Consider the following 26,170-nt stretch of genomic DNA (forward strand, 5'->3'; position numbering starts at 1 on the left):
CGGTCCTGAAAAACTGGCGCGTCTTCAGCCGCTTCCGCGGCTGCCCACGCCGGGTCGGCACATTCACCCAAGCCGTCTTCGTCCTGGAACAGGAAGGAATCTAAAAAAATTAACTTTGAAAATGCTCCATGTAATGGAAATCAGATCGGCACGGACCAGCAGTATTGAAACGCCGCACCGACGAGTCTCCCTTCTCCACTGGCTCCGGATCTGTCCCGCCAATCTACGCTCAGTGGGGGTCGAGGGCGTCGGGGTCGGGGAGGGCGAAGAGGCGGAACAGGAGGAGCATCGACGGGACGATCACGAGCATGCCGAGGGCGATCGCGATGAGCATGGCCACCAGATTGGCGTGCGGCGCGGCCGCGGACGCGGCGGTCGCGCGGCCCACGACCAGGTCGGGGTACTGGGCGGCGGCCCAGCCCCACAGGACACCGGCGACGGCGAGACCGGCGGCGAGCCGGGCGGCGGTGAAGCGGTGCCGCCAGAGCAGGACGAGCGCGGCCACGCCCCCGCCCGCCGACAGCACGGCGAAGGGGATCGACCGGTCGGCGAAACGGTCCGCCACGACCGGCGCGTGCGACCACAGCAGGGGAAGCAGCACCGCGGCCAGCGCGCCCGACGCGATCGCCCCGGCCAGCGCCCGCCGCCGCATCCCGGGGACGAGATGCTCGGTCGCCGGCGAGCCCGCCGCATCCCGGCAGAGGTAGACGGCGGCCAGGAACGCCGTCACCGTCACCGCGAACAGGCCGCAGACCAGGCCGAACGAGTTCGTCAACGGGCGCCACGGGTCGGATTCGGCCAGATCGCCGGTGGCCAGCGCCGCGCCGGTGACGCCCAGCGCGAACGGCGTCACTGTCGAGGCGACGGCGAACAGGTGTCCCCACCACCTGTCGGGGCCGGCCGCACCGCCGCCGTAGGCGCGGTAGACGTACGCCGAGCCACGCAGCACGATCCCGACCAGCGCGCAGATCAGCGGCACCTCCAACGTCGAACCGATGATCCCGAACGCCTCCGGGAACCCGCTGAACAACGCCACCAGCACGAAGATCAGCCACACGTGGTTGGCCTCCCACACCGGCCCGAGCGCCGCGGAGATCAGCCGTCGCTGGTCGGCGGCGCCACGGCCGCGGGCGAGCAGGTCCCACACCCCTGCGCCGAAGTCGGCGCCGGCGAGCAGCGCGTAGGCGGTCAGCCCGCCGACCATGACGAGCAGAAGCAGGTCAGCCGCGCTCATCGCCGTCTCCCTCCCCCAACGCCCACAGCACCGGCCTCCACAACGTCCTCACCGCCACCGCCACCGCCACCGGCATCGCTGCCGTTGCCGCTGCTGCCGTTGCCGTCGCCGCTGCTGCCGCCGTCATCCCGAGGCCCGGCGTCGTCGTCCAGGGGTGGTCGGACGGACGCATGCGCGGGAGTGTCCGGGCCGGGACCACCGGTGGCCATCCGGCGCAGGATGAGCACGAGGGCGGTCGCGAGGCCCAGGTAGAGGATGAGGGTGCCCGCGAACGTCCACCCGATGCCGGAGTTCGCGGTCACCGCGTCGGCGACGCGCATCCGGCCGTAGACGATCCACGGCTGGCGCCCACCCTCGGTGACCTCCCACCCGGCGAGCATCGCGAGCATCGCCGCCGGCCCGGTCGCCGCCGCGGCCCACAGCCACGGCCGACCGGTGGGCACCAGCGAACGTGTGCCAGCACCATCGACGTCATCGTCGCTCCCACCGGCCGGCGTCCCCGAGCCGTCCGCACGGATCCGGCCGCCGAGGGCGCCGGCGCGGCGGCGGCGTCGCCAGCGGCGGACCATGACGAGAGCGACCAGCGCCGCCAGGGCGATCAGGGCCGTGCCAAGCCCGACCATGACGGTGAACGCCAGGTGGACGAGGGCGGCGTTGGGCCGGTCGGCGGGCGGGGCGGCGTCCAGGCCTGTGATGCGGGCGTCGGGGTCGAAGTGCTCGAGCAGGGAGAGCGCCTTCGGGATCTCGATGCCGTAGCGGACCTCCCCGGTGGCGTCGTCGTAGAAGCCGCCGATGGTCAGCGGGGCGCCGGACTGGGTGTGGAACAGCCCCTCCATGGCGGCGAGCTTGAGGGGCTGGTGTTCGCCGACGACCCGGGCCGCGAGGTCGCCGGAGACGAGCTGCAGCGGCGCGCAGACCAGCACGACCGCGAGCCCGACCCGCAGCCCGCGCTGATGGTAGGTGTCACGACGCCCGCGCAGCATCCCGACGGCGTACACGCCCGCCACCACGCCTCCGGTGCACATCAGCGCGGCGAGCAGCATGTGCACGACCTGCGTCGGCGAGGACGGACTGAGCAGCGGCGCCAGCGGTTCGGCGGAGACGACCTTTCCGTCGACCTCGCGGACGCGGCCGGGAACGTTCATCCAGGCGTTCGCCGTGATGATGAACAGGGTCGACAGCGTCCCGGCGATCGCGATCGGCCACAGCGTCAGCCAGTGCGCCCGCGGCGACAGCCGCCGCCAGCCGTACAGGTACATCCCGATGAAGATGGCCTCGGCGAAGAACGCGAACCCCTCCAGCGTGAACGACAGCCCCAGCACCCCGCCGTAGCGCGCCATGAACGCCGGCCAGAGCAGCCCGAACTCGAACGACAGGACGGTCCCCGACACCGCGCCCACCGCGAACAGAACCGCGAAGGCACGCGACCACTTCTTCGTGAGCGCCAGCCACACCGGATCCCCGGTGCGCACCCACTTCCCCTCGGTGTAAAGCAGCAGCCACGGCATCCCGACGCCGAAGACCGCGAAGCAGATGTGGAACGCCAGCGAGAACGCCGTCTGCGCCCGCGCCAGGTCCGTCGATCCCGCCGCGGCCGCGAACACCGTCCCCGCCGTCCCTACCGTCGCGCCACTCGTGTCGATCATCCGGGACTCCTCCGTGCCGCCCATCCGACAGCCGAGCCGAACCGATCTTCTACGTCTCGTCGAAAGTTCTACCTCTCGTAGAATAGCCCGGACGATCGACGACGCGAGCCCGGCCGATGTGACGCGGACAACCCTCCGCCCGGCCCAAGCGCGGGCGGAGCATCCATCGGTGGCCCGCGAGGATGGCGGGATGGTCGAGACGCGGCAATGGCAGACGACAGGCGCGACCGGACTGACACTCCAGGTCGAGGAACTCCGCCCGAACGCGGTCCCGCCCGAGCAGCCCGGCCCGGCATCCCCAGGCCCCGCACGCCACCCCGGCGAGGCGGACACGACCGTCGAGACGGACACGACCGTCGAGGGGGGCGCCGCCGGAACAACGTCAGACCTCACGGCCATGGCCGATGGGCCATCCACGGACGACGCGCCGATCACGCTGGTGCACGGCATCGCCGGCAGCGCGGCGGACTGGGCCGCGGTCGCGCCCGACCTCGCCGCGACGCGCCGGGTCATCGCCTACGACCAGCGCGGGCACGGCGCGAGCGACCGCACCCCTGACGGCCCCGCCGGCTACACCTTCGACCTGCTGCTCGCCGATCTGGCGGCCGTCCTCGACGCCGTCGGCACCGAACCGGTGCACCTCGTCGGCCACTCGATGGGCGGCGTCATCGCCCTGCGCTACACGCTCGACCACCCGGAGCGGGTGCGTTCACTGATCCTCGTCGACACCGCCGCCGCCCCCGCCACCGCGACCGGCCCCGTCGCCCGCCGCCTCGTCGGCGCCCTCCTCGACGCCGGCGCCGCCTTCCTCTCCGCCCGCCACGCCGCCACGGCCACGGCCACGGCCACGGCCATGAACGACGATCCTCCGGCCCTCGCGCACCACGGCACGAACCCCGCACAGCACGCCGCCGAGGGGATAGGCCAGATCGATCCCGAGGCACTGGCCACCCTCGGTCGCGAGCTCGGCACCTACCCGTCCCTCGTCGACCGCCTGGGCGAGATCCGCGTACCGACCACCGTCATCGTCGGCGAACACGACACCGGCCTACGCGACGCCGCGGCCACCATGGCCCACACCATCCCCGGCGCCCACCTCGCCGTGATCGCCGGCGCCGACCACAGCCCCCAGGCCACCCGCCCGCTGGCCTGGCTCACCGCCGTCGACGACCACCTCGCCCGCCTCCCCACCACGAGCCACCGCTGACATCCGCTGACGTCGGAGGGCGATCGCAGCGCGGGAATGCGCGCCCGTCATGCAAGGAGGAGGGCGGCGCCTTTCTCGGTGCACCACAGGCTGAACACCGCGAAGGCTAGGACCCAGAGAAACCCGGGGAGATGGGTCATCGCGCCAATCTTGTCCGCGTCCGAGTCGCCGATGCCGAGCCGCCGGGCGCGGTGCAGGATGAGCACCGACCGGGGACCGGAGAAGAGCAGCAGCCAGGTCAGAAAATAGGCGTACCACAGCTGGACCCAGCCCGGGCAATAGCGGCCTGCCAGTACCAGGGATGCGATCGTCAGTAGGAGGAGCAGTTCGCCGGCGCGGTTGATCGTGACGAGGAGGAGCGCGCCGAGTCCCAGCGCCGCCAGCATGAGCACGGCGGTGACGTTTCCCGCGGCGAGCAGGGCCGCCGAGCAGACTCCGACGAGCGGCGGCGCGGTGTAGCCCGCGGACCTGGTGAGGAACAGGCCGAGGCCACGCGGGCGGCCGTAGCTCAGGGTGCGGCCGCCGCCGTCCTGGTCAAGCCAGACGGCCAGCACCTGCCGGCCGGCGAGGTAGGCGGCAAGCGCGTGGCCACCTTCGTGCACGGCGGTGTCGATCCGCTCGGCCCATCCACTGCTCAGGACCGCCACCAGCGCGAACAGCCCCGTCACGACCGCGACGGTTCGCGGCGCCGTCGCCTCCACCACGACGGCGACCGCGCCGCCCGTCGTCCCGTCCACCAGCCCCCGCCCCCCGTAGACCCCCGTCTGAGCGACGCGGACCACGCCATCGCCCATACACGATCGTCCTACGGTTCGGGGGGCAGCTCCCCACCATTTTCCGGGTTCTGGCGACTGGCGACACACCGCGTCCGCCGATGACAGGACGAGCCGGATCGGTTATCCGGGAACCTGACGCGGTGCGCCACCACCCCGCCACCACCACCACAGGCCCGCAATCTTCCTGAACACGCGGGGCACCCATCTCTTCCCACTTCAATATATAGCAGACCGGGGGGCTTGCGGCAAGACCCGGGGGGTGCCCTAACATTGCCCGCCGATAACCAGATAACCGAGAAACGGGAGATTCGGACGTGCGTTTTCTGTTGACGTCGTGGGGTTCACGCGGGGATGTCGAACCGCTGGTGGGCCTCGCGGTGGCGTTGCGAGACCTCGGCGCGCAGGTGCGGGTCGCGGTGCCGCCGGACGACGATTTCGTGGCGCTGCTGGCGCGGGTCGGTGTGCCGCTGGTGCCGCTCGGTCCCACGGTGCGCTCGATCGTCGTCCGCCCGGCGCCGCCGACCCCGCAGGACGCGTTCCGGCTGGCCCCCGAACTGGTCGCCGCGCGGTTCGAGACGCTCACCGCGGCGGCCGAGGGGTGCGACGCGCTGCTCGCGACCGGCCTGATGCCGGCCGGCGCCCGCGACGTGGCCGAACATCTCGGCATCCGCTATGTGTTCAGCGTTTTCCACCTGCTCGGCCTGCCGTCGCGGTACTCGGCGCCGGGGCACCGGCCGGGCACGCCCTCCCCCGCCGACGAGACCGACAACCGGACGCTGTGGCGGCAGGACGCCGAGCGGGTGAACGCGCTGTACGGCCCGGCGTTGAACAGCCACCGCGCGGCGCTCGGCCTGCCGCCGGTGGACAACGTCCGCGACCACGTCTTCTCCGACCGGCCGTGGCTCGCCGCGGACCCGACGCTCTGCCCGTCGAAGGGCCGGACGGACCTGGACGTCCTGCAGACCGGGGCGTGGATCCTGCCCGACGACCGCCCGCTCCCGGCCGAGGTGGAGTCGTTCCTGGCAGCCGGCGAGCCCCCGGTGTACGTGGGCTTCGGCAGCATGGCCGCCTACATCCCGAAGGACCTCGCCCGGGTGGCCATCGAGTCGGTCCGCGCGCAGGGCCGGCGGGTCCTGCTGGCCCGCGGCTGGGCCGACCTCGCCCCCGTCGACGACGCCGGCGACTGCCTGGCCGTCGGCGAGGTCAACCAGCAGGCGCTGTTCCGCCGGGTGGCCGCCGTCGTCCACCATGGCGGCGCGGGCACCACCACGACGGCGTCCGCCGCCGGGGCGCCCCAGGTGATCGTCCCGCAGATCGCCGACCAGCCCCTCTGGGCAGCCAAGGTCGCGGAGCTCGGCATCGGCGTCGCCCACGACGGCCCGACCCCGACCACCGACACCCTCTCCGCCGCGCTCGCCCTCGCCCTGACCCCCGCCGTCCGCGAACGCGCGCAGACCGCGGCCGCCACAATCCAGCCTGACGGCGCCACGGTCGCCGCGAAACTGCTCCTGGCCGCGGACTCACCCGCGGTCGGATGACCTGAGCCTCTCGACCGGCCGCAGGCCAGGCCGTCGAACAGTGCAACCAGATCCTGCTAGCATGATCTGCATGCCTCGAACGCTGACGCTCCGGCTCTCCGAGGCTGCCTATGAGGCCGTCAAACGGTACGCGGAGGCCGACCACACCTCGATGAACGCCTGGGTCGAAAGCCTGCTCGACACCGAGGACATGCGCCGCCGCTGCGCCGCGCACGCCGCCTGGGTGACGGCGAACCCCGCGGTGAGCCAGGCCGCCCTCGCCTTCACCGACGCGAACCAGCAGTCGCTCGCCGCGGCGGGGCTACCTCACGTCGCGCTCCCCGGCGAGTGAGCCCGCCCCGCCGCGGCGAGATCTGGACGACACGCACCCGCGCGGCGCCGCAGGACGTTCTCGTGATCAGCTCCACGGTCTACAACGAGATCGCCGCGGAACCCACCGTGCTGGTCGCGCTCGTCGTCGAGCAGGCGACCGACGAGGGATTCTGCGTGGATGTCGGCGCCGGTCGCTGGGCGGTGATGGGCCTCGTGACCTTCGTCCCGAAGGCCGCGCTCGACACCTGTGTCCGACGCGTTGACACGCAGACGCTCACCAACGCCAACACCATGCTCTTCAAGATCCTCGCCACCCCGGAACGCTGATCATCGCACCGCATCCTCCCATCGCGGCGGCGACGCGGGCCGATCGAGCCCGCCGGCGTCATACGGCGGGACCATCGCCGCCGCGGGTCGGATGAGTCCTGCGGCGTCCCGTTGTCGTACCGTCGAAGCCGTCCGCCCAGGAGGATCCCCCGATGCGCAGCGTGACCTATTCGTTGAGCACGTCGCTGGACGGCTTCATCGTCGGGCCGGACGGCGGCTTCGACTGGTCGGTGCCGGACGAGGAGCTCTTCCGCTTCGCCACCGACGAGGTACGAGACCTCGGCGTCCACCTGCTGGGGCGGCGGCTGTACGAGACGATGCTGTACTGGGAGACCAACGACGAGGATCCTGCGCTCGACGTCTCCGAGCAGGAGTTCGCCGCTGTCTGGCGGCCACTTCCCAAGGTCGTGTTCTCCACCACCCTGCCGGAGGTGCGGGGCAACGCCCGCCTGGCCACCGCGGGCCTCGCGGAGGAGATCGAGCGGCTGCGCGCCGAGCCGGGGCCGGGGCCGGGCAACATCGGGATCGGCGGCGCGACCCTCGCCGCCGAGGCGGCCGCGCTGGGCCTGATCGACGAGTACCGGGTGAGGGTCCACCCGGTCCTGGTCGGCGGCGGTATCCCGTACTTTGCCCGGCTCGAACGCCAGACGAATCTCGAACTCGTCGGGTCCCGCACCTTCCCCTCAGGCGTCGTCTTTCTCCACCACCGCGTGGTCCGCTAGTAGATCAAGGGCGTCCGACCTCGCAACGTAGCGGGCGATGACGTCCACGGTCGAGACCTCGCCGCGTTCGATCTGGGAGATCCGGCTCTTGCCGACGCCCATGGATTCGGCGACGTCGGTGTGGGTGAGGCCGAGGAGTCTGCGCCGTTCGGCGAGCCGGTGGCCGTCGATGTAGGCCTGATTGCGCCTGCGGGCCTCGGTCAGGGCCTCCTCGCCGCCGGCGTCGGCGACCAGGCCGGCGCGGACGTCGTTCCACCGGGGAAATCCGGTCATGAGCTGCCCTCCTCCGCTTCCCGTTCCTTCACATACTCGAAGTACACGGACTCCGCCTGTGGGATCGCCGGGACGCGTCCGGCCTCGCGCTGATGCGGGTCGAGCAGCTCCAGCGGGACTCCTCCGTGGTCGACTTCGCCACCCGCCTGATCGCCAGTCTCATCCGCACGGGCAACGTCGCCGCGCTGCGGGAGGCGCTGCCGGACGCCGTGCCGTGGACAGTGTTTCTACCGGCTGAGGACGTCGACACCTTTTCTCGCTGAACTGGTCGAAACCGCGAGCGGCGCCGTGGCGCTCGACACGCTCGCGCGCATCGCCCTCCTGCTCACCCAGTGGCGCCACACCGCAGAAATCCACGCCGACCCGGCTCTGCACTCAGGGCTGACCCGCGAGCCCGACAGGGACCTCGGCCCTGCCCCACGGCCATGCCATCTCTGAAGACCGAATGGGCCTGTAGAGAGGGCCCGGCCGGCCCGCGCCAGGCTCGGCTACTGATAACGGTAGCGACAGGAGATGATCGTGATCTGGCTGGTCTCGACCGCGTAGATCAGGCGGTGTTCGTCGTCGATGCGCCGTGACCGCAGCCCGGCGAGGTTGTTGCGCAACAGCTCGGGCTTGCCGATCCCCTGCCCTTCCGGATCACGTTTGATGTCCGCGATCAGGGCGTTGATGCGCTTCAGTGTTCTGCGGTCCTGACCCTGCCAGTACAGGTAGTCCTCCCAGGCATGGTCGGTCCAGACCAGCTTCACTCGTCAGGGCCGAGGGGACGCTCGATCGCGCCGCCCGCGCGCCACTGCTCCACGCTTTCCATCAGCCGCCGGGCGTTCGCGGGCGTGCGCAGCAGGTAGCCGGTCTCGACGATGGCGTCCCAGTCCTCCTTGCTCACCAGGACCGCGTTTCCCCGCCTCGAGACGATCTCCACCGGCGTGTGATCGGCATTGACCTGTTCGATCAGCGGAAACAGCGTCCTGCGCGCCTCACTGGCACTGATCGCCGCCACCATCCCGCCTCCCCAACACTCGACCTGTACCGGATACGGTACCACTCCGGGTGACGGTCGTCATCTGCTCGACGGACCAGCGAGTCCGTCGAGGCGCCCACACCCGAGCCCGTCTACGATCTTGGTGGGCGCTGGCGGAACGAGACCGCGGAACCCCACAGGAATCCGCGGCCAGTCCCGTACTCGCCAACCTGTTCCTGCACTACGGGCATCCGACCCCGCGCCCATGCGAGTCGAGCAGCTCGAGTGGGAATTCGCCGCACTCGGCTTCGCCACCTGCCTGATCACCAGCCTCCCGCAGGGGCAATGTTGTCATCGGGTGCCTGGCGGCCCTCACTGGAATCAAGCGACTGCCCGAGTTCGTCGGCGTCGATGCCGAGCAGGTTTGCGTAGAGGCGGATCGTGGTCGCGCCGCTCTCGTAGGCCAGGTAGGCGTCCCGGACGAGCAGGCCGGGTGGGCGTGCTGCGCTCGCGTCCGCGACCCCGCGCGCGAACTCTTCGGAGCGTCCTGCGATGGAGGCCACCTTCGCCGCAGTGAGCGTCCGGAACCGGTCGCAGGTGCCGGCGTCGATCAGCCGCAGCTGCTGCAGCCGGATCGCCAGAGCGGACGGCGCGACCTTGAAGTCGCAGGCGAGCGCGGCGAACCCCTCCACCGTGAGGCCCGATCTCCCCACCGTTTCCCGCAGGGCGCCTTCTGGCATGAGGAACGCGGATGCGAAGGCGTTTGCCCGCATCTCACTGGAGTCTTTCTCCTGCGGTCGCTCGTAGATGTCCTTGTCCAGGTGCACGTCCTGGTCGTCGCCGGCCAGGAGGTGTCCCAGCTCGTGTGCCAGGGTGAACCGCTGCCGGACCGGGATCGCGGAGGCCCCCAGGACGATCAGCTTCGCGTCGTCCGACGACGCGCACAGCCCGTCGAAGCCGTCATCGAGGATGACCACGGCCACGTCGGCCCCGAACGCCGTCTCGACCAGAGCAGGTAGGTCCGCATCGGTCGCTGACAGCCCCGCGGAGGCGGTGCGCACCAGCGCCGCGGAGGCGAGCGCGCGGCCCTGCTCGGCGTACGTTCCACCCGAGTAGCCGACGTCCACCGGCCGCCACGGCTGCGACCGGCCGAGCGTCGCCAGATCCTCGCGCATCACGCTGTACTTCCTGGCGGTCTCCAGTACGGTGCATGCCTGCTGCCCGGTCGTGGTCCGCGCGGCGAGGGCCAGCGCCGGCTCCTCCCCGGTGAGCAGCCACTCGATGGTGACGCCGCACTTGTCCGCGATGCGGGCCAGGTCGAGGGAGGAGAAGCGGCGGGCACCGCTGAGGGACTTGGAGAGCTTGGAATCATCGAGCCCGACGTCCTGGCCGAAGGCGCGACGGCTCTGCCCCGAGCCTTCGATCAGGTTCAGCACTCGGCCGGGTGCGCCTTCCATGAGAACAGCCTCCTTGCGATTTGCGAAAATCGCAAGCCGGGTCCCTGACGGCCCACTTCGGCCTCCTCGCCGTCGCCCGACATCCGAGCTACTGTGGATGTCATGAGCGTGGCCTATGAGGACGTCCCGTTCAGCGAGCTGCTGCACCACCCGGCGGCAACCGCCCAGCGCCTCGACAGTGTCCGGGCCCTGCGGCTGCGTCGCCGAGACGCGTCCGACCTCGCGCTCATGCGGGTCGAGCAGCTCGAGCGGGACTCCGCCGTGGTCGACTTCGCCACCCGCCTGATCGCCAGCCTCATCCGCACGGGCAACGTCGTCGCGCTGCGAGAGGCACTGCCGGACGCCGTGCCGTGGACGGTGTTCCTGCCCGCCGAGGACGTCGACACTTTTCTCGCCGAACTGATCGAAACCGCGAGCGGGGCGGTGGCACTCGACACGCTGGCGCCCATCGCCATCCTGCTCACCCAGTGGCGCCACACCGCCGAGATCCACGCCGACCCGGCCCTGCACGCTGCACTGACCCGTGAGCCCGATGGCGATCTCGGCCCCGTCCCGCGACCAGTCGTCCCCGACGCCGAATGAACCCGAAGAGGGGAGACCGCGCCGCTCCGCCTCCCGCCGACGGCGAGTACGACATCCGTTTCGCCTCCAACGATGCGGCCGGCGGCTGGGAGCATCTTGCCCGGCAGGCGCCACGCAACCTCCGACACGCCTACGATGCGATCCGATCCTCGCCTCGTGCTCGCGACAACCCGGATCGCCAGCACCGCCTCAAGGGGCGTCTGGGCAGCGCGACCTTCAAGGGCCAGTCGGTGGAACAGTGGCAGTACGAGGTCACGGCCGCCGGGCGCATCTGGTATTTGATCGACGATGCGAACCGAACTGCCTGGGTGATCCACGCCGGCACCGGCCACCCGAAGGCAACCGACTGAAATCGGCGGAATCCTCCCGCGCCCTCCGATCAGCCCCGCAGCGTCTACGCGACCACCCACGACTGGGCCGGCCGCACTGGCAATCTCTAGCGGGAAACCGCTATCCCGTGACGTATCGGGGTGCCATAGCTTCCATCTGCTCGATCACGAGGCGGATTGCCTCCGGCTGCTTGTCCGGCGGGTACTTGTACTTGACGAGCAGCCGTTTGACGGACGAGCGGAGCTTGGCACGCACGTCGTCTCGCACGGTCCAGTCGGTCTTGACGTCACGGCGCATGACCGCGACCAGCTCGCGGGCGATCTGAGCGAGCACGTCATCGCCCTGGAGCGCAACGGCCGACTCGTTGGTGCTGACCGCGTCGTAGAACGCCAGCTCGTCGCCGGAGAGCGGTGGGCTGAAGTGCTGGCCGCGGTTGCCCTCGGCGGCGACCTCCTTGGCCAGTTCGATGAGCTCGGCGATCACCTCGGCCGAGGTGAGCTGCTGGTTGGTGTACTTCCGCATCAGTTCGGCGATGCGCTCGGAGAACGCCCGCTGACGCACCAGGTTGTGCCGCGAGACCTGGCCCGACTCCTCGACGAGAAGTGCCCGCAGCGCCTCGATCGCGAGATGCGGGTTCGACGCTGACTGTGCCTTGACGTGGAACTCCGGCCCCAGGTCGGAGAGCGACGGCTTCGGCAGGCCGGAGGCCTCGTAGATGTCGATGATCTCGCCGGAGGCGGTCGAGGTCGCGACCAGCGTGGCGAGCATCCGCTGGATCTCTTCCGGTACCGGTTTGCCCTCGGCCTGCCGCTGCTGGGCGTCGAACTTGCCCATCCAGACCCGGACTTCCTCGTAGAACCTCGCCGTGGAGCGTAGGTGCTCGAGAGTCTGGCTGCCCGAACACAGCGCCCACGCCCGGGCCAGTTGGTTGGACAGTTTGCGGAAGCGGTCGCCGAGGGTCTCCTCGCCGTCCGCCACCTGGTTGCCGGGGGTGGTCGGGGAGCGCAGGTAGTTGGTGAGTCCGTAGACGGCCTTGACCCAGCTTTTCTGGGCACCGGTCAACTGCTTCCGCCACGGATAGCCGGCGCACAGCTCGTCCAAGGAGGCTATGAGCGTCGTGGTGAGGTCGACGGCCTCGTCGATGCTCTTGCCGACCGGCTTTGTGGCCCGGTCGGTGTCGGTGTACTCGGCGAGCGCCCGGCTCAGGTTGTCGACCAGGGGGGCGAAGGCGACGAGCAGCCCGTCCGGCTTGCCGCGGAAGGTGCGGTTCACCCGCGCCAGCGTCTGCATCAACAGGGCGCCCTTGAGCGGGCGGTCGAGGTAGAGCGTGTGCAGCGGTGGCGCGTCGAAACCGGTGAGCATCATGTCCTTGACGATGACGATCTGCAGTTCGTCCTCGGCGTCACGCAGCCGCTTCTGGATAGTCTTGTTCTGCCCCTCGCGGCGGACATGCTTGGCCACCGGCATGACGTCCTGCGCCGAGCCGGAGTACACGACCTTGATCACACCCTTGTCGACGGCGTCGTGGTGCCACTCCGGCCTGAGCTTGACGATCTCGTCGTAGAGGCGGGCGCAGATCTCGCGGGTCCCGCCGACAATGAACGCCTTCCCCGGGGAGCCGATGAACTTGCGCATCTCTCCCGAGCGGGCCTCCCAGTGCGTGACGATCTCGCCCGCGAGCGAGGCCAGCCGGGCCGGCGCCCCGTACACGGCGTTGATCACGACGACCGACTTCTCGATCTTCGCCCGCTCCACCTCGTCAAGCCCGGCCGTGGCCTCGTCGGCGGCGCGGTCGAGATCTTCCTCGCTGACGTCCTTGGCCAGAGCGACCTTCGGCAGCCGCGGTTCGAAGTAGACGGGGACGGTCGCGCCGTCCTCGACGGCCCGGGTCAGGTCGTAGATGTCGATGTAGTCGCCGAACACCTCGCGGGTGTTGCGGTCCTCGAAGGAGATCGGCGTCCCGGTGAAGGCGATCAGCGCGGCATTCGGAAGGGCGTCCTTGAGGTGGCGGGCGTAGCCGTCGAGGTCGTCGTAGTGGCTGCGGTGCGCCTCGTCGGCGATGACGATGATGTTGCGCCGCTCCGACAGCAGCGGATGGTCCAGCCCAGCGTCCTTCTCCGCCTTGCTGAGGCCGAATTTCTGCAGCGTGGTGAAGTAGATGCCGCCCGTCGCCCGGCTGGCGAGTTCGTCGCGTAGCTGCGCGCGGGTCGTGACCTTGATCGGAGACTCGCTCAGCAGGCGAGAGCGGTTGAAGGCCTCGAAGAGCTGGCCGTCCAACTCCCGGCGGTCGGTCACCAGGATGAGGGTCGGGTTCTTGAGCTTGGGCTGGACGGCCACCAGGTGGGCGTACAGCTCCATCTCCATGGACTTGCCCGAGCCCTGGGTGTGCCACACGACCCCGGCCTTGCCGTTGCTTTCGACCGCGGCGACCGTCGTGCCGACCGCCTTGGCGACGGCGAAGTACTGGTGGGGCTTGGCGATCCGCTTCGCGTAACCATCGGCCCCGCCGTCGAAGGCGGTGAAATTACGCTGCAACTGGAGAAACCGCTCGGGGTTGAAGACACCCTCAATCAGAAACTCGAGCTCGGTGCCGAGATGCACGTCATCGACGGGTTCGCCGAGCTTCACCGGCTTGCCGTCGTCGTCGACGTTCCAGGGCGAGTAGTGGTTCAGCGGCGTGAACGGGGTGCCGTAGCGAGCGGTGATCCCGTCGCTGATCACCGTCACGACGGCGAACCGGAAGGCCATCGGGAACTCACGCAGGTACGTCGCCAACTGGGCGTGCGCGGCGTCAAGGTCGGCCTTGGCCGACCCGGCCTGCTTCAGCTCGAAGATCGCGACCGGCAGGCCGTTTAGGTAGAGCACGACGTCGAAACGGCGCTCGACCTCCGTCGTCCGGACGGTGACCTGGTTGACGGCAAGTAATTCGTTGTCGCCGACCTGATGACCGACCAACCGGATGGTGGGGTTCTGCTCGACACCGTCAGCGTCGACGTAGCTGATCCCCCGATAGCCCTGAACGCAGATCTGGTGCAGCCGGTAGTTCTCCGCGATGGCGTCCTGCGAGGTCGGCTGAATGATCTCCGCCAGGGCCTGCTCCAGGTACTCCGCCGGCACCTGCGGGTTCAACGCGCGCATGGCTGCCAGCGCCCGCCCCGGAAGCACGATGTCATCCCACGACGCCCGCCCGTTCATGGCGCCCGGCGCGACAGCGCTCCCCGGCAGCGCCTGCCACTCCTGCTCGGCAAGCGTCTCGAGCGCCACCCCCTCCCAGTCCGCCTCGCTGAATCCAGGATGCCCGGCCATCACACAGCCTCCTCCACAACCTTCTCCGCGTCCCGCACGTGAATTTTTCCAGACATGAGTAGAGGTAGCAGTTCATCGCGCACTTCAGCGACTTTTCTCGATTCAACGATCATCTGCGCGGCGACCGCGTGAATCGCACCCACTTCTTGCGAGAATTGGTGCGCAACCTCGGCGCGAGGGACGCGAACCGAGAACTGCTTGAACTTGCCTCTGCCCAGCTCAAGGAAGGTTACACCGTTAGCGTGACTAAGAAATTCGGATGTCCGAGCGCGCATCTCATGAAAGAGCCAGTGCTGATATCTGGAATCCCTGGCATTGACGACAATGAAGCCCTGGTTCACTGCCACCGGCAATTGGGCAATGGCAAAGGCGCCGATAGTGGCCCGCGATGTCATCAGGATTGAACCCTTAGGGTAGAGCGCCGAGGCGCATGAACTCAGCCCCGCTGGCGAAATCGTGCGGCCTGTTGAGAACAGGTAGGGACCTGCGAGAGCGGTCACATCGGTCGGCGTCGCCCACGAAATGTCTCCGTTCCAGTAGTCGTCAACCGAAGTATTTGGGGTTCCTCCTCCGCCAACTTCAGCCATGTCGCCAAATGTTCTTTCGCCGGGTTGAATATTCTGGACGGCCCGCGTGAACTTCGCGTCACACAGCTCCACGCAGAGACGTAGAGCCCGGTCATTGGCGGCGATCTTGTCGTCGAGCGCCCCCAAGGTTTCAGCTATCGACTCCTGCACGCTGATTGGAGGTAGCGAAAACTCGAAGTCAGCCATGGCGGATGCACTCATATTTGGTTGCGCCGATTTTCCGTGCGCACGACTCGAGACGAAATTTCGCCATGATCGGGCGGACAGGATATAGACGAGGTAGCGCGAGTTGATTTCCGGTCCTGCGCGAAATCGCACTAGGTACGACGCAAAGACAGTCGGCTCGCCAATTTGCACCCATTGAGATCGACCGGTCGAAGCGCCAGTGCGCGCAACGACGACGTCGCCGCTTTCAAGCGCATACTTTTTGACCTCGTCCGACGAGGCCGAACACCTCGGAACCTCGTTCCAATCGATGTACGATTTGTCGATATCCGTTATTCGAAGAAACTTTGGCCCACCCCCGTCAGTTACAGCCGACGCCGTGAACCCGTAGTCCACTCGACTGCACACTTCCCGAAGCGTAACGTGCCTCATGAAATTTGCTCCAACGTCTCGCGGACGACTGCTTCCAAGCGTGCCGACTCATCGAACGCGACCAAGAGATCCTTTCTAATACGCCGGATCTTTTCATCGACTGATTCGCCGTCGTCTTCGACCTCGGCTGCGCCGACATATTGGCCTGGGATTAGGGCGTAGTCGGCGGCTTTGATGTCGGGGATTCCTACGGATTTACAGAAGCCGGGGACGTCTTCGTAGCTCAGCTTCTTCTGAGCGGCGGAGCGGGTGCCGCGCCAGGCGTGGAAGGTGTCGGCGATCCTGGCTATGTCTTCGTTCGAGAGGGCACGCTCGGCGCGGTCGATCATGTAGCCGAGGTTGCGGGCGTCGATGAACAGCACCTGGCCAGTACGGTCCACCCCTCCGTACTCACCGGCGCGCTTGTCCTTGGCGAAGAACCAGACGCACACCGGGATGCCGGTGCTGCGGAACAACTGGGTCGGCAGGGCGACCATGCAGGAGACGAGGTCGGCCTCGACAATCTGGGCGCGGATGGCGCCCTCGCCGTTGGAGTTCGACGACATCGAACCGTTGGCCATCACCACACCGGCGCTGCCGCCCGGGGCGAGCTTGTACAGGATGTGCTGGATCCAGGCGTAGTTGGCGTTGGTGGCCGGCGGGACGCCGAACTTCCAGCGTGGGTCTTCCGTGTTGCGTGACCAGTGTTTGATGTTGAACGGCGGATTCGCCATCACATAGTTCATCTGGAGGTCCGCGTGCTGGTCGCGGGCGAACGTGTCGCCCCACCGCGCCCCGAGGCCCTTGTTGTCGATGCCGTGGATGGCGAGGTTCATCTTCGCCATCCGCCAGGTCTCCTCCAGGCTCTCCTGGCCGTAGACGGCGATGTCCTTCGGGTCGCCGTTGTGTTCGTAGATGAACTTCTCGGTCTGGACGAACATGCCGCCCGATCCACAGCACGGGTCGTACACCCGGCCGTGTGAGGGCTCCAGCAGTTCGACGATCACGCGCACCACGCTCGGCGGGGTGAAGAACTCGCCGCCTCGCTTGCCCTCCGAGCGGGCGAAGTTGCCGAGGAAGTACTCGTACACCTCGCCCATGAGGTCGCGGGCGCGGTGCTCGCCCTGCCGGCTGAACCTGGCGCTGTTGAACAGGTCGATCAGCTCGCCGAGGCGGCGCTGGTCGATGTTGTCCTTGTTGTAGAGGCGGGGCAGCGTGCCCTGCAACGTCGGGTTGGCCTTCATGACCAGGTCCATCGCCTCGTCGATGAGCTGGCCGATGTTCTTGGCGGGCTCGTTGCCCTCGGCCGGCCGGCCCTTGGCGTTCTCCGCCAGGTACGTCCACTGGGCCAGGGGCGGCACGACGAAGACCCCGTACCCCTGGTACTCCTCGGGGTCGTCGATCAGATCCTCGATCTGCTCGTCGTCGTAGCCCTCGGCCGTAAGCTCGGCACGGATGGTCTCGCGGCGCTCGTCGTAGGCGTCGGAGACGTACTTGAGGAACACCAGGCCGAGGATGACGTCCTTGTACTGGTTCGCGGACAGCGAGCCGCGGAGCCGGTCGGCGGCCTTCCAGAGGGTGTCCTTGAGCTCCTTCATCGTCGAGGGCGCCGACGGTTCCTTCTTGGTGCGGGGCGGCATGCTGCCCGTCCTTCCTCCTGCGTCGTTGCTACTGAGTCGTGGTGCTACTGCTGCTCGTTCTGTTACAGCGCCGTCCGGACGGTCAGGGTCACCGCGCCGGCGGCGACCCCCTCGATCATGGCGGCGACGAGATCCCCGGTCGCGGCCAGGTGGCGCCGCAGGCTCGCCTCGTGGTTCGCCGCCGCGACGAGTGCCGCGTCCAGTCGCTCCATCTCGGCGGTGTCGAGGATCGGCACGTTCCAGATCTGCCACTCGGCGGGCTCGTCCGGCAGCCGGTTGATGATCGCTGCCACCGCATGCGGGCCAATACCAGCACCCGGTCCAATCCTGAGAATCTTCGACGGTGAGGCCACTAATGATCCGCCGTGGTCGTCGACCGTCGCGACGGGGCGGGGCCGCTCCGCTATCACCACATCGCCCGGGTCGGTACGGGCTGCCTGCGGGTACAGCCTCGCCGCGTCGAACGGGTCCAGCAGCATCGAACGGTGTGGGTCGATCGCCGACAGAACTCGCACCGACCCGGCCGGATCGGCGTGTCCGGGATTGATGCGGCTGCCGCGCAGTACCCGTAGCTGCTTCATGTCCTTCAGCTCGCCGAGCGACCGCCGACTCAGCAGCATCGACCCCGGGGCGCGCTCGACCAGGACGTCGAAAGGTTGGATCGGCTCGCTCGTCACCAGCGTGCCCGTGTTGATCGCGGCAATGTGCCGGTCGAGCTCGATCGTGGCCAGCCGCGCCGCCCGCGCCCCGCGCGGCACGACGACGGCGCGGGCACTCAGGATGCGCTGGAGATCGTGCGGGCGAAGGTAGCGGAACGCCCGGCTACGGACGGCCAGCGCCGTGGCGGCTACGGCGGCGGTCACGTCAGAGGCGAGGTCGTCAAGGTCCAGCTCGTCCCGGGTGAACGCGGCCAGGTCGGCCACCAGCGGGTGCCGCGTGAAGCCGCCGGGCGCGCAGACCCACAGGCCCAGCGCCTGCCGATGCGCCTCCCGCCACAGACCCCGGGGCAGCCGGAGCGCGACGGCGAGGCTTTCGGAACGAAGTGTCTGCGCGCGGTGCTTCTCCTGCTCGCCGTGAAGGTCGTCGCACAGGACGGCGGCCGGGCCGACAACCACCGCGAGTTCACCGTCGCCGAGGTCGAGCACGAGGTTGTCGAGCAGATCGAGGATCTCGTCCGCCGTCCGGCCGACGACCGACATCACGCGGACGCTCGGCGCCACCGCTGCTGCGGCCGTCTCGATGCCGCGTATCGCCGCCCTCTGCCTGAGGTCGCGAAGGTCCGCGGTGTCACCGGCTACCGCGAGCTGGGCGAACGACTCGGCGATCGCCAGGGTCACGCTCGTGACGGGGCCGACGTGCACGAGCGGCACGCCATCTGGGTCGAGGTGGAGTGCGCAGGCATCAGCGACGGCGTGGATAAGGCCGACCGCCTCGGACGTGAGGTCGCGCGCCCCCCGCGCTCGGGCCGCCCGGCCCCGCTCCAGGCGGTCAAGTGCCTCGCGGGCGCCGTACGACGCCTCCACCAGGTCGTCGACAAACCCCAGGGTGCTGGTCGCCGGTGCGGCAACCGCTATCTCGCGTAGCAGCATCTCGTCATCGGGGTCGACCGAACGCGCTCGCGCGAGGCGTTGCTCCGGTGTCGTCTCGGCCAACTCCTGCCCGGTGAGCGTCGCCAGGCAGAGCCAGGTGACGAGCTCGTCCAGCGAAACGCCATCCGGCACGCTCAACGCCGGTGCGTCGAGATTCGCCTCCGCGTTGTTGCCCCGGCCGGTACGCGCCAGCCACGCGACGATATCTCCGCGCCGGAATCGTTCTATCCCGCCGGAGGTCTCCACCGGGTCGGGAAAGGGCAGGTGCTGACCCCGTACGCGCGGGCGGTTACGCCACATGGTCACGACCGGACGACGAACCCGCGCCAGATCCGCGACGTCCTGCAGCGTCAAGGTGGTCCCAGCGCCCTCCACCGTGCACCTCCCCCGACCGCTCCGGCGACTCACACAGGATACTGGGATGTATCCCGCCATCAACGCTATCAAGTGATAAGCCGGCTTATCGGCTTTTTCGTTATGACTTTCGGGTCCCCGGGCGCACAGTGATCTCCGTCCGGGCCGCTCGGGGGGGCGGCCCGGGCACCACACCCTCTCGCCCCCCGCGGAGGTCACGACCATGGACCCGATCCGAAGCGCCCTTTACGAGCAGTTGTTCGACGAACTGGCCGAGGCCGGCGCGTCCGACCTGGCCGCCGATCTGGTGCTCGCCGCCTTCGAGGGGGCCGACACCCTGGCTGGCGTTCTCGGTGACGCCACGACACCGCGCCCGTCAGCGCCGCAACGGGCGGTCCGTCCCGACGCAGCCGCGATCCCGGGCATGTATCTCACGTCCATCTCGGTCTGCGGCTTCCGCGGCATCGGCCCGACGAAGACGCTCAACCTGCGGCCCGGCCCCGGCCTCACACTCGTCACCGGTCGCAACGGCTCCGGGAAGTCGAGCTTCGCCGAGGCCGTCGAACTGGCCCTCACCGAGACGAACGAGCGCCTCCAGCGCGGGAAGATCTGGCGGGACGGCTGGCGCAACCTGCACTGCGAGGACGCGCCCAGGGTCGAGGTGGAGCTGACGTCGGAGGGCACGCCACGGCCCATCCGGGTCGTACGGGCCTGGCAGGCAGACGACACCGACCTGCTGGCCGCGACGACCACGGTGCGCCTGCCCGGCGAGCCCGCCCGTCCGCTGGCCGACCTGCCGTGGCGGGAGGCACTCGCCGACTTCCGGCCGTTCCTCGCCTACTCGGAGCTGAGCGGCCTGATCACGGACGGCAACGCGAAGATCTTCGACGCGCTGGGCGGGCTGCTCCGGCTCACCGAGCTGACCGACACCCACACCCTGCTGCAACAGGCGCACAGCGACCTCGACAAGGCGCACAAGGCGGTCCGCGACGGCCGGACGGTGCTGCTCGCCGCCCTCGCAACCTCGGACGACCCGCGGGCGAAGGCCATCTCGGCGGCGCTCGCCTCGAAGGTCTCCAAGGCGTGGGATCTCGACAGCGCGCAATCAGCGGCCAGCGGGGGCAGCGGCAACAGCCCCGCTGTCGGCGGCAGTGGTGTCGACGGTGAGGTGGCGGCGCTGCGGCGCCTCACCGCGCTCACCGTGCCCGACCCGGCCGACGTGGCCGACCGCGCGGCACGGCTGCGGTCCGCCGTCGCGCGGGCGGACGCCACGGCCGGAACGCCCGCCGCCGACGCCCGCCGGGTCGCCGGGCTGCTGCGCGCCGGGCTCAGCCACCACCAGGAGCACGGAGACGGCACCTGCCCCCTGTGCGGGGTCGGCACGCTTGACGAGACCTGGCGTGCGGCCGCCGCCGCCGAGGCCGACAGGTTCGGCATCCTCGCGAAGGAGGCCGACGACGCCGACCTCCGGCTGCGCGACGCTCTCGCCGCAGCCCACGCGCTGGTGGAACGGCGCCCGGACATCCTCGGCACCGATCCCGCGAGTGGCCTGACCGCCGCCGAGGTCGTCGATTCGGTCGTGGAGGGCGCCGCCGGAGCCCGGGCCGCCTGGGATGCCTGGGACGGGCTCCGCGCCGTCGTCGACCCCGCCGCACTCGCCGACGAGCTTGTCGTCCGGCACACGGCACTGGTCACCGCCGTGGACGCGCTGCGGTCCGCCGCCCGCTCCCGCCTGGACGACCTCGAGACCGCCTGGGCGCCGCTGGCGCGGCAGGCCCAGGACTGGCTCGCCGCCGCCCGCCGCGCCCGTTCCCGCCAGCCGCACCTGGCCGCCCTCAAGGAGGCCGGCGACTTCCTGAAGCGGCTGCTCGAACGCCTGCGGGACGAGCGGCTCGCCCCGTTCGCCGCGCAGCAGCAGGCCATCTGGGCCGAACTCCGCCAGGAAAGCAACGTCGATCTCGGCCCCATGCGACTGCGCGGCACGGCGACCCGACGCCGGCTCGTGCTCGACGTCACCGTCGACGGCGCGGGCGGCACCGCGCTCGGCGTGATGAGCCAGGGCGAACTGCACGCCCTCGGGCTCGCGCTGTTCCTGCCGCGCGCTACCGTTCCCGAAAGCCCGTTCCGGTTCGTCGTCATCGACGACCCGGTGCAGGCGATGGACCCGGCGAAGGTCGACGGGCTCGCGCGGGTGCTGCTACGCACCGCCGAAACCCGTCAGGTTGTCGTCTTCACCCATGACGACCGGCTCGCCGACGCGGTGCGGCGGTTCAGCCCGAGCGCCTTTCCCACCTACCACCTGGACGTCATCCGCGCGGAGCAGTCGGTCGTCGACATCAGGCCGTCCCTCGACCCGGCAACACGGTGGCTGAACGAGGCCGAGGCGCTGACGCTGACCGACGGCCTGCCGGATGACATCAAGGCGGCGCTGGTCCCCGCCTTCTGCAGGTCGGCCGTGGACGCCGTGTGCATCGACATCCACCGCCGCCGACGGCTCGCCGCCGGCGACCGCCATCACGACGTCGAAGCCGCGATCACCGCCGCCCGCCGGACGGGGTCGAAGGCCGCGCTCGCGATCTTCAACGACACCGCCCAGGAGAAGAAGGTCGCGTCCTACATCACCAACAAGTGGGACGCGTCGGCTGGGAGCTTCTACCGGACCATCAAGGAACGCGGCCACGAGCCCTGGGTCGGTGACCTCAGCGACCTGGTGCGGCAGGCGACCGACCTCGTCGGCAAGCTCGGCGAGCTTCGATGAGCGCCACCGGTCGCCACGCGAACACCGCTGATCACTACCTGAAGGCGGCGGATCGCTACCTGGACGCCGCCGACGGCCTCCTCCGCGGCGCACCAGCCGGTGCCGCGGGGTTCTGGCCACGGGCCTGCGCCTGGTTGCTGCGGCTCGCGCTCGAAGCCGCGGTGAACGAACGGTGGGCCCGGGAACGCCCGGAGGTCGTGCGGGTGTCGATGCGCGCGCGGCTGCTCAGCCTGCACAGCGCGCGAGCCCTCGAACCGACCGTTCCCGCCCGCGCGGAATACCTCTGGGCAGCCCTCTCCCGCACAGTGCACCACCACCCGTACGAACTCTCCCCGACCGCCGCCGAACTGCGCGGCTGGTACCAGGACATCCGGACGCTCGCGGACGAGCTGCGCTCATATCTGCCGACGCGCGCCCAAGGCGGCAATCCGCCGGCCTGACCCACACACGACCGACGACCCCGCGCCGTCCACGGCGCCGGAATCCAGTCCGTCGAAGCCGACACCCATTCAGAAAGGGACCGACCATGTCATTTTTCGGAGTCTCAGGACCGCCGGCTCCGCCCGGAAGGCCGCACCGCGGGCCGTCCCAGCCGTGCCGCTCACGCTTCTCCTGTCGCTGGGCCTGGCGCTGAGGGGATGCCTCGGCCTCGCCCGGACGGCTCTGGCGCCGCACCGCAGGCCGCGTGACTTCGGCATCGCCGGCGGCGATTGCAACCACCTGAATGCGATGCGCGCAACTCCGAGGCATGTTGCGTGACTATGCCATGCTGTTCGGGTGACGGTCGGGGGCGAAGGGGGCGCCTTTGACTGTTTCGTGTCCTATGCCGAGGACGGGCGGCCGTGGGCCGAGTGGATCTCTGCCGCACTGGAGCGCGGTGGGCATCGGGTCGTGATCGCGGTGTGGGATCAGGTGCCCGGGACGCATCGGGTGGCCTGGCTCGACACGGCGACGCGGAACTCGCGCTACACGATCGCGGTGGTGTCCGACGGCTACCTGAACTCGCCGGAGGCGCTCGCCGAGTGGGGGGCGGCCTGGTCCCCTCCCGTCGCCGGGCCGCAGCGGCCGCTGCTCGTCGTGCGGGTGACCGAGCGTCCGATTCCGGGGCTGCTGGGGCAGATCGCCCCGATCGATCTCGTCGGGCGGGGTGAGCGGGCCGCCGAGACGGCGCTGCTGGCCGCCGTGCCCAGCGGCGGCGAAAGGCTCGCGGCGGCGCGGGGCAGTCCGGTGGTGTTTCCGGGGGCGGCGGGGCGGCCGGTGTTCCCGGCGGAGTTGCCGGCGGTGTGGAACGTGCCGCGGCCGGCGGCCCGGTTCGTCGGGCGGGCCGACAAGCTCGACCATCTGAACGCGGCGCTGGGCGATGGCGGGCTGGTCGCCGTCACCGGCCTCGCAGGCATCGGGAAGACCAGCCTGGCCGCCGAATACGTCAGCCAGCACCGACTGGGCTTCCAGGCCGTCTGGTGGGTGCCCGCGGGCCGGCCCGGGCAGATCGAGCAGCAGGTGCGCGCGCTCGCGCCCGACCTGGGGCTGCCCGCGCAGGCGGAGCCCGCGGCGGTGCTGGCCCGGCTGGACGAGGCCGGCGGGCGGTGGCTGCTCGTCCTCGACGACGCCGGCGACGCCGCGCGGCTGCCGGCCTGGTTGCGACCGTCAGAGGGCGCTGGACGGGTGCTGGTGACCTCACGGGGCTCCGCGCTGGACTGGGACCGGCGTCTCGACGGCGCGTGGAACGGGCGGGTGGTCGAGCTCGGGCCGCTGGAACGCGGCGAGTCCGTGGCGCTGCTCGCGGACCGGCTGCCGGCGGTCGACCGGACGCTGGCGGGCCGCGTCGCCGAGCGCCTCGGCGATCATCCGCTGGCGCTCGACCAGGCGGCCCATCGTCTCATCGACGTGCACGGCCAGGTCGAGGACTACCTGGCGGAGCTGGCCACCGACCCGGCGGGCACGCTCGGCGAAGGACGAGCGCCGGGACGGCCCGACGTCACCACCGCCACCCTGTGGAACGAGGCGATCCGGCGGCTCGACGCCGACAGCCCCGCGGCCGCCGTCCTGCTGCGCCTGGCCGCGCACGGCGACGCCGGCCGACTACCCCTGCGGCTGCTCACCGCGGACCCGGCGACGATCCCCGACGCCGGGCTGCGCGCGGCCACGGCCAGCCCGATGGCACTCGCCGCCACCACCGCCGCCCTCGAACGCGCCGGCCTCGCGCACCGCGACGGCGACGCGCTGACGACCCACACCCTCGTCCGCGCCGCCGTACGCGCCCACACCACCCCCGAGCAGGCCGCCGAGCTCGTTGATGGGCTCGGCCGGATGCTGCACGCCGCCCTGCCCGCGGACGTCACCACCACCCCGGACGCCTGGCCGCCCTGGCGGGAGCTCCTCCCCCACGCCCAGGCCGTCCTGGAAGCGACCGACCCGGCCGCCGACACCCCGCACACCGCCTGGCTCGCCGAGCACACCGCCGCCTACCTGACCGAACAGGGCCACCCCGAGCAGGCCGAACCGCTGGCCGCCCGCGCCGTCACCGCCCGGGAACGCCTCGACGGCCCCGACCACCCCGACACCCTCACCGCCCGCGAAACCCACCTGCGCGCCGCCCTCAACGCCGACCACCTCGCCGTCGCCGGCCCCCTGGCCGAACGCAACGCCACCGACCGCGAACGCGTCCTCGGCCCCGACCACCCCGACACCCTCACCAGCCGCGAATCCCTCGCCCGCACCTACCAACGCGCCGGCCACCTCGACCACGCCCAGGACCTCTTCGAGCGCACCCTCGCCGATCGCGCACGCACGGCCGGCCCCGATCATCCCGCGACGGTGGAATGTCGTCATGATCTCGGAGTTCTCCACTCCGATCGCGGCCACGATGACAAGGCGATCGGCCTACTACGGCCGATCCTCACCGACCGCCAACGGGTCCTCGGGATGGATCATCCCGCCACTCTCGACACCCGGCACCAGCTGGCCATTGCCTACCGACGGTATGGCGCGACCGGCGACGCGCTCGCCCAGGCTGAGACCGCACTCGCCGGACGCGAGCGCAGCCTCGGTCCCGACCACCCTCGCACCCTCGACACCCGCCACCAGCTCGCCATCACCTATCGTCAGGCCGGCCGCGCGGACGATGCCGCCCGCGAACTCGATCAAACCCTCGCCGACCGCGAACGCGTCCTCGGCCCTGATCACCCCCGCACCCTCGACAGCGTCGACGCCCGCGCCCGCCTCCACCTGGATGCCGGCCGGCCCGACCAGGCTCTCCCCCTGCTCGACCGCACGCTGGCCGGCCGGGAACGCCACCCCGGTCTCGGGCCCGACCATCCGGAGACGGTCCGGACCAGGCTGGGCCTCGCCGAGGCCCACAGCCAGCTCGGCAACCCGCGCGGCGCAGTTCCCTACCTGGAGCAGGTGCTGGACCGACACGAACGAGTTCTCGGCGGCGCGCATCCGCACACCACGGACACCCGCTACCTGCTCGCCGAGACCTACCGCAGCACCGGGCAGCACGAAGCGGCCCGCCCACTGCTCGAACGACACTTCTCCGACCAGCTCCGGGCACACGGCGTCGCCGATGCCCGCACGCTGAGCACCGCCGATGCACTCGCCGACACCTGCCGCCGCAGTGTGGGCGGTCTACCCCGGGCCGTCGACCTCCACGAACGCGTCCACGCCGTCCGCGCCCACACCCTGGGCTCCGACCACCCGGACACCCGGCACAGCCGGGACGCCCTCGCCGGCACCTACCGGGAGGCGGGCCGGGCTCGGGACGCGCTGCCACTGCACCAAGACGCGTTCCGTGAGGCGATGCGCGACCACGGGCCGATGCACACCGACACCGTCCGCGCCCGCCGCACCCTCGCGGAGACCGCCGACCAGGCCCGCTACGAACATTCCGCGCCGCCCGAACGGCTCGCCCAGCCCGGAAGACCCGTTCCGCCAGAGCATCCTCCGCAGTCCGAACGCTTCCGCTAAGCGCCTGCCGTCACAGGTACGCGTTC

The 26,170-nt window shown here is 70.2% G+C and carries 22 protein-coding genes; 11 read left to right on the forward strand and 11 right to left on the reverse strand.

The annotated features are described in order from the left end of the window. Positions 1–229 precede the first annotated feature (229 nt). Positions 230–1,234 carry a cytochrome d ubiquinol oxidase subunit II gene (locus AC6EXY_RS29540; protein ID WP_101834667.1) on the reverse strand — a complete coding sequence of 335 codons (1,005 nt, stop codon included), beginning with the start codon at positions 1,232–1,234 and terminating at the stop codon, positions 230–232. Continuing rightward, positions 1,231–2,880: a cytochrome ubiquinol oxidase subunit I gene (locus AC6EXY_RS29545; RefSeq protein WP_101834673.1), complete on the reverse strand. Its 1,650-nt coding sequence runs from the start codon at positions 2,878–2,880 to the stop codon at positions 1,231–1,233. Before AC6EXY_RS29545 ends, AC6EXY_RS29540 begins: the two co-directional genes overlap by 4 nt. Positions 2,881–3,070: 190 nt before the next feature. On the opposite strand from AC6EXY_RS29545, the gene AC6EXY_RS29550 reads away from it, so the two are divergent. After that, a complete protein-coding gene (locus AC6EXY_RS29550; RefSeq protein ID WP_101834665.1) occupies positions 3,071–4,087 on the forward strand; it encodes an alpha/beta fold hydrolase in 1,017 nt (338 codons plus the stop codon). A 47-nt stretch (positions 4,088–4,134) separates the two neighbouring features. Here AC6EXY_RS29550 and AC6EXY_RS29555 read toward each other — a convergent pair whose 3' ends face one another. Further along, positions 4,135–4,881, reverse strand: a complete 747-nt coding sequence (locus AC6EXY_RS29555) for a M50 family metallopeptidase (protein ID WP_101834663.1) — start codon at positions 4,879–4,881, stop codon at positions 4,135–4,137. A gap of 296 nt (positions 4,882–5,177) precedes the next feature. On the opposite strand from AC6EXY_RS29555, the gene AC6EXY_RS29560 reads away from it, so the two are divergent. The 4 genes from AC6EXY_RS29560 (at position 5,178) to AC6EXY_RS29575 (ending at position 7,762) form a co-directional block, all read left to right on the forward strand. Next, a complete protein-coding gene (locus AC6EXY_RS29560; protein ID WP_499818597.1) occupies positions 5,178–6,401 on the forward strand; it encodes a glycosyltransferase in 1,224 nt (407 codons plus the stop codon). Between the two features lie 70 nt (positions 6,402–6,471). Then, positions 6,472–6,732: a pilus assembly protein HicB gene (locus tag AC6EXY_RS29565; RefSeq protein ID WP_101834659.1), complete on the forward strand. Its 261-nt coding sequence runs from the start codon at positions 6,472–6,474 to the stop codon at positions 6,730–6,732. Positions 6,733–6,794: 62 nt separating this feature from the next. Beyond that, complete coding sequence (locus AC6EXY_RS29570; RefSeq protein WP_243408007.1) at positions 6,795–7,040, forward strand: MazF family transcriptional regulator; 246 nt, start codon at positions 6,795–6,797, stop codon at positions 7,038–7,040. A 152-nt stretch (positions 7,041–7,192) separates the two neighbouring features. After that, positions 7,193–7,762, forward strand: a complete 570-nt coding sequence (locus tag AC6EXY_RS29575; RefSeq protein ID WP_101834654.1) for a dihydrofolate reductase family protein — start codon at positions 7,193–7,195, stop codon at positions 7,760–7,762. Here AC6EXY_RS29575 and AC6EXY_RS29580 read toward each other — a convergent pair. Next, positions 7,724–8,035 carry a helix-turn-helix domain-containing protein gene (locus tag AC6EXY_RS29580; protein WP_101834652.1) on the reverse strand — a complete coding sequence of 104 codons (312 nt, stop codon included), beginning with the start codon at positions 8,033–8,035 and terminating at the stop codon, positions 7,724–7,726. The two genes, AC6EXY_RS29575 and AC6EXY_RS29580, sit on opposite strands and share 39 nt — an antisense overlap. Before the next feature lie 92 nt (positions 8,036–8,127). Here AC6EXY_RS29580 and AC6EXY_RS29585 point away from each other — a divergent pair, with 92 nt between their 5' ends. Further along, positions 8,128–8,298, forward strand: coding sequence for a hypothetical protein (locus AC6EXY_RS29585; protein ID WP_499818596.1), 171 nt, complete (start codon positions 8,128–8,130; stop codon positions 8,296–8,298). A gap of 225 nt (positions 8,299–8,523) precedes the next feature. Here the strand turns inward: AC6EXY_RS29585 and AC6EXY_RS29590 are convergent, their stop codons facing one another. The 3 genes from AC6EXY_RS29590 to AC6EXY_RS29600 form a co-directional block, all read right to left on the reverse strand. Then, a complete protein-coding gene (locus AC6EXY_RS29590; RefSeq protein ID WP_101834650.1) occupies positions 8,524–8,784 on the reverse strand; it encodes a Txe/YoeB family addiction module toxin in 261 nt (86 codons plus the stop codon). After that, a complete protein-coding gene (locus tag AC6EXY_RS29595) occupies positions 8,781–9,038 on the reverse strand; it encodes a type II toxin-antitoxin system Phd/YefM family antitoxin (protein ID WP_101834648.1) in 258 nt (85 codons plus the stop codon). The genes AC6EXY_RS29590 and AC6EXY_RS29595 overlap by 4 nt, the downstream gene beginning before the upstream one ends. 281 nt (positions 9,039–9,319) lie before the next feature. Continuing rightward, positions 9,320–10,453 (reverse strand): ImmA/IrrE family metallo-endopeptidase, encoded by a 1,134-nt coding sequence (locus AC6EXY_RS29600; protein WP_499818595.1) that lies wholly within the window; start codon positions 10,451–10,453, stop codon positions 9,320–9,322. Between the two features lie 102 nt (positions 10,454–10,555). Here AC6EXY_RS29600 and AC6EXY_RS29605 point away from each other — a divergent pair, with 102 nt between their 5' ends. Continuing rightward, on the forward strand, positions 10,556–11,035 hold the full coding sequence (locus AC6EXY_RS29605; RefSeq protein WP_101834642.1) for a hypothetical protein: 480 nt from the start codon (positions 10,556–10,558) through the stop codon (positions 11,033–11,035). Then, entirely contained in the window at positions 11,032–11,385 is a 354-nt protein-coding gene (locus AC6EXY_RS29610) for a hypothetical protein (protein ID WP_101834640.1), read from the forward strand. The genes AC6EXY_RS29605 and AC6EXY_RS29610 overlap by 4 nt, the downstream gene beginning before the upstream one ends. A gap of 100 nt (positions 11,386–11,485) precedes the next feature. On the opposite strand, the gene AC6EXY_RS29615 is transcribed toward AC6EXY_RS29610, so the two are convergent. The 4 genes from AC6EXY_RS29615 to AC6EXY_RS29630 all read right to left on the reverse strand — a co-directional run bounded on the left by AC6EXY_RS29615 (position 11,486) and on the right by AC6EXY_RS29630 (position 19,438). Then, on the reverse strand, positions 11,486–14,671 hold the full coding sequence (locus tag AC6EXY_RS29615) for a type I restriction endonuclease subunit R (protein WP_499818594.1): 3,186 nt from the start codon (positions 14,669–14,671) through the stop codon (positions 11,486–11,488). Further along, on the reverse strand, positions 14,671–15,819 hold the full coding sequence (locus AC6EXY_RS29620) for a restriction endonuclease subunit S (RefSeq protein ID WP_499818593.1): 1,149 nt from the start codon (positions 15,817–15,819) through the stop codon (positions 14,671–14,673). Before AC6EXY_RS29620 ends, AC6EXY_RS29615 begins: the two co-directional genes overlap by 1 nt. A 32-nt stretch (positions 15,820–15,851) precedes the next feature. Next, positions 15,852–17,474 (reverse strand): class I SAM-dependent DNA methyltransferase, encoded by a 1,623-nt coding sequence (locus AC6EXY_RS29625; RefSeq protein ID WP_499818592.1) that lies wholly within the window; start codon positions 17,472–17,474, stop codon positions 15,852–15,854. 62 nt (positions 17,475–17,536) lie between these two features. Further along, positions 17,537–19,438: a helix-turn-helix transcriptional regulator gene (locus AC6EXY_RS29630; RefSeq protein ID WP_499818591.1), complete on the reverse strand. Its 1,902-nt coding sequence runs from the start codon at positions 19,436–19,438 to the stop codon at positions 17,537–17,539. A gap of 202 nt (positions 19,439–19,640) precedes the next feature. Between AC6EXY_RS29630 and AC6EXY_RS29635 the strand changes: the two genes are divergently transcribed. The 3 genes from AC6EXY_RS29635 (at position 19,641) to AC6EXY_RS29645 (ending at position 26,144) form a co-directional block, all read left to right on the forward strand. Then, positions 19,641–22,175, forward strand: coding sequence for an AAA family ATPase (locus AC6EXY_RS29635; RefSeq protein ID WP_499818590.1), 2,535 nt, complete (start codon positions 19,641–19,643; stop codon positions 22,173–22,175). Then, positions 22,172–22,615: a hypothetical protein gene (locus AC6EXY_RS29640; protein ID WP_499818589.1), complete on the forward strand. Its 444-nt coding sequence runs from the start codon at positions 22,172–22,174 to the stop codon at positions 22,613–22,615. The genes AC6EXY_RS29635 and AC6EXY_RS29640 overlap by 4 nt, the downstream gene beginning before the upstream one ends. Positions 22,616–22,991: 376 nt before the next feature. Beyond that, positions 22,992–26,144, forward strand: a complete 3,153-nt coding sequence (locus AC6EXY_RS29645; RefSeq protein WP_499818588.1) for a tetratricopeptide repeat protein — start codon at positions 22,992–22,994, stop codon at positions 26,142–26,144. The last annotated feature ends 26 nt before the right edge of the window (positions 26,145–26,170 follow it).

The organism is Frankia sp. RB5 (genome assembly GCF_059816245.1).

Excerpts from the sequence above, each read along its gene's own strand:
- AC6EXY_RS29615 (WP_499818594.1), bottom strand. The coding sequence starts at position 14,671 with ATGGCCGGGCATCCTGGATTCAGCGAGGCGGACTGGGAGGGGGTGGCG.
- AC6EXY_RS29600 (WP_499818595.1), bottom strand. The coding sequence starts at position 10,453 with ATGGAAGGCGCACCCGGCCGAGTGCTGAACCTGATCGAAGGCTCGGGG.
- AC6EXY_RS29565 (WP_101834659.1), top strand. The coding sequence starts at position 6,472 with ATGCCTCGAACGCTGACGCTCCGGCTCTCCGAGGCTGCCTATGAGGCC.
- AC6EXY_RS29635 (WP_499818590.1), top strand. The coding sequence starts at position 19,641 with ATGGACCCGATCCGAAGCGCCCTTTACGAGCAGTTGTTCGACGAACTG.
- AC6EXY_RS29625 (WP_499818592.1), bottom strand. The coding sequence starts at position 17,474 with ATGCCGCCCCGCACCAAGAAGGAACCGTCGGCGCCCTCGACGATGAAG.
- AC6EXY_RS29545 (WP_101834673.1), bottom strand. The coding sequence starts at position 2,880 with ATGATCGACACGAGTGGCGCGACGGTAGGGACGGCGGGGACGGTGTTC.
- AC6EXY_RS29550 (WP_101834665.1), top strand. The coding sequence starts at position 3,071 with ATGGTCGAGACGCGGCAATGGCAGACGACAGGCGCGACCGGACTGACA.
- AC6EXY_RS29640 (WP_499818589.1), top strand. The coding sequence starts at position 22,172 with ATGAGCGCCACCGGTCGCCACGCGAACACCGCTGATCACTACCTGAAG.
- AC6EXY_RS29595 (WP_101834648.1), bottom strand. The coding sequence starts at position 9,038 with ATGGTGGCGGCGATCAGTGCCAGTGAGGCGCGCAGGACGCTGTTTCCG.
- AC6EXY_RS29610 (WP_101834640.1), top strand. The coding sequence starts at position 11,032 with ATGAACCCGAAGAGGGGAGACCGCGCCGCTCCGCCTCCCGCCGACGGC.
- AC6EXY_RS29585 (WP_499818596.1), top strand. The coding sequence starts at position 8,128 with ATGCGGGTCGAGCAGCTCCAGCGGGACTCCTCCGTGGTCGACTTCGCC.
- AC6EXY_RS29540 (WP_101834667.1), bottom strand. The coding sequence starts at position 1,234 with ATGAGCGCGGCTGACCTGCTTCTGCTCGTCATGGTCGGCGGGCTGACC.
- AC6EXY_RS29580 (WP_101834652.1), bottom strand. The coding sequence starts at position 8,035 with ATGACCGGATTTCCCCGGTGGAACGACGTCCGCGCCGGCCTGGTCGCC.
- AC6EXY_RS29575 (WP_101834654.1), top strand. The coding sequence starts at position 7,193 with ATGCGCAGCGTGACCTATTCGTTGAGCACGTCGCTGGACGGCTTCATC.
- AC6EXY_RS29605 (WP_101834642.1), top strand. The coding sequence starts at position 10,556 with ATGAGCGTGGCCTATGAGGACGTCCCGTTCAGCGAGCTGCTGCACCAC.
- AC6EXY_RS29555 (WP_101834663.1), bottom strand. The coding sequence starts at position 4,881 with ATGGGCGATGGCGTGGTCCGCGTCGCTCAGACGGGGGTCTACGGGGGG.